Genomic DNA, 8,267 nt, shown 5'->3' on the forward strand with positions numbered 1-8,267 from the left:
CGTCCGCGCCGGGCGGGGGTGTCCTCGTTCGGGATCAGCGGCACCAACGCCCACGTGATCGTCGAACAGGCCCCCGAACCCGCGACCGTCGCCCCGACCGCGCCCATCGACGAGCTTGACGCCGCCCTGGACGCCACCCCCGGCACCAAGCCCCATGCCGGTGCCGAGACCTCCGGGGCGCCCGCGTCTCTGCCGGTGGTGCCGTGGGTGCTGTCGGGCAAGACGGCGGGGGCGTTGCGTGCGCAGGCCGATCGGTTGCTGGCACATGTGCGGGCCGCCGTCGACGCCTCAGGACCCTGCGGCCTGGCCGACGTCGGGTACTCGCTGGTGAGCGGGCGTGCGACGTTGGGTCACCGCGCGGTGGTGGTGGGCGCGGACCGCGAGGAGTTGCTGGCCGGTCTGGCCGCGTTGTCTCAGGGCGGCCCGGGTGGGGCCGTAGGACGGGGGGCGCGTCCGGGCAAGCTGGGGGTGCTGTTCACCGGTCAGGGCGCGCAGCGGCTGGGTATGGGCCGGGAGCTGTATGAGGGCTTCCCGGTGTTCGCGGAGGCGTTCGACGCGGTGTCCGCCGAGATTGACCCGCTGCTGGGTGAGAGCCTGCGTGAGGTGATGTGGGGCCGGACCCACGACCAGGGGCAGACCGACGAGCACGACCGGGAGACGGCCGACGAGCGGGACGAAGAGCGCGGCGTCGAGCAGGACGTCGAGCGGGACGTTGAGCGGTTGAACGGCACCCGGTTCGCTCAGCCGGCGTTGTTCGCGTTCGAGGTGGCAGTGTTCCGGCTGCTTCAGGCCTGGGGTGTGCGTCCTGACGTTCTGGTGGGTCATTCCATCGGTGAGTTGGCGGCGGCGCATGTGGCCGGGGTGTTCTCGCTAGCCGATGCGGCGCGGCTGGTGGTGGCGCGCGGCCGGTTGATGCAGGAGTTGCCCTCCGGTGGAGTCATGGTCGCGATCCAGGCGACCGAGCAGGAGATCACCCCCTGGCTGTCGGACGGGGTGTCGCTGGCGGCCGTCAACGGCCCGCAGGCCGTCGTCGTCTCCGGAGTGGCATCGGCGGTCGCTGAGGTGCGAGCCGAGTTCGAGGCGCTGGGCCGCAGGGTGTCGCGGCTGGCGGTCTCCCACGCCTTCCACTCGGCGCTCATGGAGCCGATGCTCGGCGACTTCGCCTCCGTGGCCGGGCAGGTCACCTACCAGGAACCGCAGATCCCCATCGTCTCCACGGTGACCGGTCAGGTCGCCGACCTGACCGACCCGGCCTACTGGGTGGAGCAGGTGCGCAGGCCGGTCCGGTTCGCGGACGCGGTGTCGACCGTGAAGGCCGACGGCGTCACCCGGCTGGTCGAGGTCGGTCCGGACGCGGTGCTCACCGGCATGGCAGCCCAATGCCTGGAGTCGAGTCAGGCGGTGGCGGGCCAGGGTACGCAGGGGGCCGATCGGGTCGTGCTGGTGGCGGCGCAGCGGCGTAACCGTCCCCAGGCCCACACGCTGGTCTCCGCGCTGGGCCAGCTGCACACGGCCGGGGCCGACGTCGACTGGCGGGCGTTCTTCGCGGGCACCGCCGCCCAGCGGGTCGACCTGCCCACCTACGCCTTCCAGCGGGAGCACTACTGGGCGGAGGCGGCCAAGCCCACCGGGGACGCCTCGGCCGTGGGGCAGCTCGCTCTCGACCATCCCCTGCTGGCGGCAGTGGTCCCGGCACCGGACTCCGACGCGGTCACCTTCACCGCCCGCGTCTCCCTGGACGGCAACCCCTGGATCGCCGACCACGTCGTGCACGGAAACGTGCTGCTGCCCGGCACCGGGTTCGTGGAGCTCGCCGTCCACGCGGGCGACCACCTCGGCTGCGGCATGCTCGACGAGCTGACCCTGCACGCCCCCCTGGTGCTGCCCGAGCAGAGCGGGGTCGCCCTGCAGGTCATGGTGGACGACCCGGACGAGCGGGGGCGGCGCGCAGTGCGGATCTACTCGCGCCCCGAGCAGCGCCCGGACGCGCCTTGGACCCGGCACGCGGAAGGCGTGCTCAGCGCGGGCACCCCCGAACTCCCCGCCGACCTCACCGCCTGGCCCCCGGCCGGCTCCACGGAACTGGACGCCGAACCGCTGTACGACACCCTGGACGACCGGGGGTTCGGATACGGCCCGGTGTTCCAGGGCCTGACGCGGGCTTGGCGGCGCGGCCCCGACCTGTTCGCCGAGGTGACGCTGCCCGAGGTCGCTCACCCCCAGGCCGCGCGATTCGGCCTCCACCCCGCCCTGCTTGACGCGACGATGCACACGCTCGGCTTCGGCGGCCTCGGTGCGGAGGAGGACCGGCGGCAGGCCCTGCTGCCGTTCTCCTGGACGGGCGTCACGCTGCACGCGGGTGGCGCCACGGCCCTGCGGGTGCGGCTCTCGCCCGCCGAGGGACAGCGCAACGCCGTCCGCATCGACCTCGCCGATGCCACCGGCGCACCGGTCGCCACCGTCGCCGCCCTCGTCCTGAGGCCGTTGTCCCCCGAGCAGCTCGGCGGCGACGGCCACGGCGAGTCACTGCTGGCCATCGACTGGCAGCCGATCGCCCAGAGCGCGGCCCCCGCCGCCCCGTGGACGATCGCCGGCCCGGGCCTGGCCGTACCGGCCACCGGGCCGGGCCTGGCCGTACCGGCCGCCGAGGCGGTCGCCGACCTGTACGCGCTCACCGCGCCGGGAGCCGGGCTGCCGGGGACCGTGGTCCTGCCGATCGCGTCCCCCGGCCCGGCCGCATCCCGCGAGACCGTCGAAGCGGCTGAGCCCGCCGGGCCCGTCGCGGTGGTGACGCCGGTGGCCGAGCTGGTGACGCCGGTGGCCGGACAGGCGGCGGCGTCGGGGCCGGGGGGCGTTCCGGGGGGTGTCCGGGCCGCGCTGCACCAGGCGTTGGCCGCGATGCAGACCTTCCTCGCCGACGACCGGTTCGCCGGGTCCAGGCTGGTGCTGGTGACCAGGGGCGCGCTGGCGGCGTCCCCGGGGGAGGCGGTGGACGTGCGGCAGGCGCCCGTGTGGGGCCTCGTGCGTGCCGCCCAGGCGGAGAACCCGGGACGGTTCGTCCTGCTCGACGTGGACGACGAAATCCAGTCGCCCGAGGTGATGACGACCGCGCTGGTGTCGGGCGAGCCGGAGCTGGCCATCCGCGCGGGCACCGTGCTCGCCCCCCGGCTGGCGCGCGTCGCCGTCCCCGCGAGCCCTGACGCACCGGTCACCCCGCCAGCCGAAGGGTCCGCGCCGGTGGCCGAAGGGGCCGTGCCGATGGTTGGCGTCCCCGCGCCGCCGGCCGAAGGGTCCGCGCCGGTGGCCGACGGGTTCCGTCACGCGGCCGGCCTGTCCGGGGCGGGGGCGATGTGGGATCCGGACGGCACGGTGCTGGTCACCGGGGGTACGGGTGGGCTGGGGGCGATCGTCGCGCGGCATCTGGTGGTCGCGCACGGGGTGCGGCATCTCGTGCTGACCAGCAGGAGCGGGCCGGCCGCTGCGGGCGCCGAGGAACTGCGGGGCTCGCTGGCGGAGCTGGGGGCGCAGGCCCGTGTCGTCGCCTGTGACGTCTCCGACCGGGACGCGCTGGAGCGGCTGCTCGCGGACATCGACCCCGGGCGTCCTCTGCGCGGCGTCGTGCACGCCGCCGGAGTCGCCCACAACGGCCTGGTCGCCGCGCTCTCCCCGGCGCAGGTCGACGAGGTGCTGCCCGCGAAGGCCGACGCCGCGTGGCACCTGCACGAGCTGACCGCCGGACTGGACCTGACGGCCTTCGTGCTGTTCTCCTCGGCGGGCGGCCTGGTGATGGCCGCGGGCCAGGGCAACTACGCGGCCGCCAACGTGTTCCTCGACGCGCTCGCCCAGCACCGGCACGCGCTCGGACTGCCCGCCACCTCGCTCGCCTACGGCCTCTGGGATGTGCGGACCGGGCTCAGCCAGTGGCTGGGCGAGGCCGATCTGCAGCGGATGAGGCGCGCGGGCACGCCGCCGCTGCCGGAGGCCGAAGCGCTGTGGCTGTTCGACGCGGCGCTCGCGTCCGGCTCGGCGTCCCTGGTGCCGCTGCGGGTCGACGCGGCCGCGCTGCGGGCCCGTGAGGACGAGGTGCCGGCGCTGCTGCGCGGACTGGTCCCGGCGGCGCGGCGGCGCAGCCGTACCGGTCCGGCCGAGGCGGGGTCGCTGCGCACCCGCCTGGCCGGGCTCGGCGCCGCCGAGCGCGAGCGGGAGGTGCTGGCGGCCGTGCTCGCCATCACCGCCGAGGTGCTCGGCCACGCGGACGCGGGCGCCGTCGACGCCGACGCCGGTTTCCTGGAGTCGGGGTTCGACTCGCTCACCGCGGTCGAGCTGCGCAACCGGCTGAACGCGGCGACCGGGCTGAACCTGCCGGCGATGGTGGTGTTCGACAGCAAGAGCCCCACCGACCTGGCCGGACAGGTCCTCGACCAGTTGGGAGCCGCGCCCGGAGCCGCCGCCGCGGCGGTCCCGGCGCAGCGGGCGGACTCGCGGGGGGACACCCTGTACGAGCTGTTCCTCGACGCCATCCAGTCGGGCAACCTCCAGCCCGGCCTGGCCATGCTGCGCTCGGTCGCCGCGCTGCGGCCGTCCTTCGACTCCGTGGCTACCGTCGACCGGCTTCCCGAGGCGGTGACGTTCGGCACGGCCCGCGTGGGCGACGGGCCGGCGCCGCTGCGGTTGATCTGCCTGAGCACGCCCACCGTCGCGGGCGGCGTCCACCAGCACGCGCGGCTGGCGGCCCGGCTCTCGGCGCGGGTGTCTGCGCTGCCCACACCCGGCTTCGGGCGAGGTGAGAGCCTGCCCGCCACGCTGGACGCGGCGGTGGAGGTCTTCGCCGAGACGGTGCTCCGGGTGGCCGGCGGCGAGCCCTTCGCCCTGCTCGGGTTCTCCTCGGGCGGCCTGCTCGCGCACGCCACGGCGGCCTGCCTGGAGCGGGCGCACGGGGTGCGGCCCGCCGGGCTGGTGCTGGTGGACACCTACCGGGTCGGGGACGACGCCAACACCGCGATCTTCGACCAGATGGCGCACGCGGTGCCGGACAAGGCGGCCACGCTCGGCGCCTTCGGCAGCGCCGAGCTGTCGGCGATGGGCCGGTACGTCGAGCTGCTCGGCCAGTTCGAGCAGCGGGCCATCGCCGCCCCGCTGCTGTTCGTGCGCGCGGGCGAGCTGTTCCAGCTCGGCTCCGCCCCCGCGCCGGAGGGCGACTGGCAGGCGCGGTGGGAGGGCGCGGACACGGTCGTCACGGTGCCGGGCACCCACTTCAGCGTCGTGGAGGCCGACGTCGACACCACGGCCGAGGTCGTCGACGGGTGGCTGGCGAAGCTGCCGACCTCCTGACCCGTCGAGGGCGTCCCCGAGGCGCCTCGTGCGACGCCCTCGGCATGGCCGGGGGCGTCGGTCGTGGCGGCAGGCGATGGCCTGACGGCGCGATGGGGCGTCCCGCGCGGCGCTTCGTGGGACGCCTTCGGCGTGGCCGGGGGCGTCGTGCCGGGGCCGCCGCCGGCGTCCTGACAGCGCGAAAGGACGTCCCGCCGGGGCGGGGCGTCCTCAGGGATGGGCCGTCAGGGCTGGGGGGTGGTGGAGTTCGCGGTGATGGTGGCGATCATCTGGACGGCGGTGGCCAGGTCGCGGCCGGTGGGGGCGGTGCCGGTGTCGGTCAGGAGCTGGGCCATGACGCCGGTCATCAGCGCCAGGTAGAACGAACCGACCCGCTGGGCGTCCTTGTCGTCGAAGGAGGGGTCGACGTGCTGCAGCAGCGCGGCCAGCCCCTGGCGGGCGTGCTCCTGCGACTCGGCGAAGAACTGCCGCATCTCCGGGGAGCGCGGGAGCTGGGCGAAGACCTCGAACTGCGCCGCCCACAGCGCCCGGTGCTTGGCGAACAGCCCGATGACCCGGTCGAAGATGATCTCGAACCGCTCCATGCGGCTCGCCGCCTCGGGGATGTCCTTGCGCAGTTCGCGCTCCAGCTCGTCGCCCCACTCCTCGGTCGCCTGCACCAGCGCCGCGTTCATCAGCGCTTCCTTGGAGCCGAAGTGGTAGCCGATCGAACCGAGGTTCGTCCCGGATGCGGCGACGATGTCACGCGCGGTCGTCCGGGCGTAGCCCTTGTCGAACAGGCACTGCTTGGCACCGACGAGCAGGTCCTCGCGATGTCCCATGGCCGCACTCTACCATCCGTCTGAGATATACGTATGTACTAATTATACGTACGTACTATACAGACGACTAAGACGCTCGTATGATTCGAGCCATGAGCGAAGTGAACGCAATCGACGCGGCTCCCAAGGCCGGTCGCAAGGAGTGGATCGCGCTTGGCGTGCTGCTCCTGCCAGTGCTCCTGGTCTCGATGGACCTCACCGTGCTCTACTTCGCGGTCCCCTCCATCAGCATCGACCTCCAGCCCACGAACACCGAGCAGCTGTGGATGGTCGACATCTACGGCTTCGTCCTGGCCGGCCTGCTCATCTCGATGGGCAGCCTCGGAGACCGCATCGGCCGCCGGCTGCTGCTGCTGATCGGCGCCCTGGCGTTCGGCGCGGGCTCCGTCGCCGCCGCCTACGCCGGAAGCCCCGAGATGCTGATCGCCGCCCGCGCGCTGCAGGGCATCGGCGGCGCCACGCTGATGCCGTCCACGCTGGCGCTGATCCGCAACCTGTTCCAGGACCAGACCCAGCGGCGCACCGCGGTCGCGGTGTGGTCCACCGGCATCGCGGCCGGCGCCGCGCTCGGCCCGGTGGTCAGCGGCCTGCTGCTCAACCAGTTCTGGTGGGGATCGATCTTCCTCATCAACGTCCCCGTGATGGTGCTGCTGCTCGCGCTCGGCCCGATCCTGCTCCCGGAGTTCAAGGCGGCGGTGGCGGGCCGGTTCGACCTGCTCAGCGCGGCGCTGTCGCTGCTGGCCGTGCTCCCGGTCATCTACGGATTCAAGCGCCTCGCGCTGGAGGGCTTCGAGCCGGTGCCGGTCGCCTGCGCCGTCGTGGGCCTGCTCCTGGTGCCGGTGTTCGTCCTGCGGCAGCGGCGCGTCGACCACCCCATGATCGACCCGGCGCTCTTCCGGCAGCGCGCCTTCGGGCCTTCGCTGGTCACCAACACCTTCGCCACCTTCCTCCTGGTGGGCTACTCGCTGTTCAGCACGCAGTACCTGCAGTCGGTGCTCGGCATGAGCGCGCTGGAGGCCGCCCTGTGGACGGTCCCCGGCACCTTCGCGGTCGGCGCCGCCGTCCCGGTGGCCACCATCCTGGTGCGCAAGGTCCGGCCCGCGTACATCATCGGGGCGGGGTTCGCCCTCGCCGCGCTGGCGATGCTCATGCTGACCCGGCTGCCCGTGCAGGACGGCCTGCCCTGGATGCTCGTCGGCATCATCGTGCTCGCCGTGGGCCTCGCGCCGGTGCTGACCCTGGTGACCGAGCTGGTCGTCGGCCAGGCCCCGCCGGACCAGGCGGGCTCGGCGTCCGCGCTGCTGCAGACCGGCCAGGAGTTCGGCGGCGCGCTGGGCATCGCGGTGCTCGGCAGCGTCGGCGCCGGGGTCTACCAGAACAGCGCCGCCCTGCAGGCCCCCGCGGGCGTGCCGGAGGCGGCGCTGGAAGCCGCACGGCAGACCCTGGGCGGCGCGCTCGCCGCGGCCCGCGACCTGCCGGGCCCCGCGGCCGACACGCTGATCGCCGCCGCGCGTGAGGCGTTCACCACCGAGGTGCACGCCGCGTCGCTCGTCGGCGCGATCGTGATGGTCGTGGCGGTGGCCTACTCGATGATCACGCTCCGCTCGGTGCAGAACGACACGCAGCGCGCGGCCGAGGCCCCGCCCGCCCCCGAGCCCGAGCGGGTGCCCGTGCCCGACCTCCCCCTGACGCGGCACTGACCGCCGCTCCACCCCCCGCACCCCGTCCACGAGCCCCCGGACCACCGGTCTGGGGGCTCTTTCACGCGCCCGGCCCGGCATAAGGGTGAGGCTGGGGTCGCCTGGGGATTCCCGGGGACACGAGAACAATATTATGACCGGAAATGCCGTCAAGCGCGGCGCGCTCACGGCGGCGGTGAATTCACGCACCCACCGGAAAAGCGTGCTACCGAGCCCGGCCCGAAAACGCGGGCCGGGCATGAACCGCCGCACGCGCCGGGCCGGGGAAAAGCGCCGGCCCGGCGCGGCGAACAAAAAAATCAGAGAAACCCGGGAAAGCGGAAGGGCCGGGGGGGGGGCGGGGCGGGGGGGCCCGGCCCCCGCGGGGGGGGGGCCCGGGGGGGGGGGGGGGGGCGGGGGGGGGGGGGCGGGCGCC

At 74.3% G+C, this 8,267-nt stretch carries 3 protein-coding genes; 2 read left to right on the forward strand and 1 reads right to left on the reverse strand.

The annotated features are described in order from the left end of the window. Positions 1-18 precede the first annotated feature (18 nt). A complete protein-coding gene (locus PYR91_RS35975; protein ID WP_279787439.1) occupies positions 19-5,331 on the forward strand; it encodes a type I polyketide synthase in 5,313 nt (1,770 codons plus the stop codon). 224 nt (positions 5,332-5,555) lie between these two features. On the opposite strand, the gene PYR91_RS35980 is transcribed toward PYR91_RS35975, so the two are convergent. Then, positions 5,556-6,152 (reverse strand): TetR/AcrR family transcriptional regulator, encoded by a 597-nt coding sequence (locus tag PYR91_RS35980; protein ID WP_279787441.1) that lies wholly within the window; start codon positions 6,150-6,152, stop codon positions 5,556-5,558. A 92-nt stretch (positions 6,153-6,244) separates the two neighbouring features. On the opposite strand from PYR91_RS35980, the gene PYR91_RS35985 reads away from it, so the two are divergent. After that, positions 6,245-7,852, forward strand: coding sequence for an MFS transporter (locus PYR91_RS35985; protein ID WP_279787443.1), 1,608 nt, complete (start codon positions 6,245-6,247; stop codon positions 7,850-7,852). Positions 7,853-8,267: the final 415 nt, after the last annotated feature.

The sequence above is a fragment of the Sphaerisporangium sp. TRM90804 genome (assembly GCF_029846175.1).
GTDB lineage: Bacteria > Actinomycetota > Actinomycetes > Streptosporangiales > Streptosporangiaceae > Sphaerisporangium.

Bases quoted from the DNA above. Each gene is read 5' to 3' on its own strand.
- PYR91_RS35980 (WP_279787441.1), bottom strand. From the start codon at position 6,152: ATGGGACATCGCGAGGACCTGCTCGTCGGTGCCAAGCAGTGCCTGTTC.
- PYR91_RS35985 (WP_279787443.1), top strand. From the start codon at position 6,245: ATGAGCGAAGTGAACGCAATCGACGCGGCTCCCAAGGCCGGTCGCAAG.